Annotated in this window: 1 protein-coding gene; it reads left to right on the top strand. The window is 59.1% G+C overall.

Annotated features, from left to right (window positions below):
- On the top strand, positions 1 to 374 hold a 374-nt coding region (locus tag ACGF49_RS24995; RefSeq protein ID WP_387493452.1), incomplete at both ends, for a hypothetical protein.

Raw genomic sequence — 374 nt, 5'->3', positions numbered from 1 at the left:
ACCCAACGGTGGCTGGGTGATAAGGGCAAACTACTGACCAATGGCGCCCTGACGATACAGGCCGGTGAACTGCAACTCAACCACGCCGAAACTCAGGCCGGGCAGATAACCATCAACGCCGATACCCTGAGTCATCAAGGCGGCGTGATGCAACAACAGGGCAAAGATACCCTGTCCCTCACCACCCGGAGGCTGGATAACCAGCGCGGTACCCTTGCGGGCAACGGCAACCTGAACCTTAAAGCAACGACCGTCGATAATCGTCACGGCAACATCGTGGCCGCCGAAAAAGGCTCGCTGACACTGGCGGTCAAAGACACGCTGGATAATCAGTCAGGTCGGCTGGAAGCGGGCCACGCGCTCCAACTGAGCGC

It is taken from the genome of Photorhabdus sp. RM96S (assembly GCF_042879335.1).
Classification (GTDB): domain Bacteria; phylum Pseudomonadota; class Gammaproteobacteria; order Enterobacterales; family Enterobacteriaceae; genus Photorhabdus; species Photorhabdus kayaii.
This window is presented reverse-complemented; position numbering and strand designations above follow the sequence as displayed.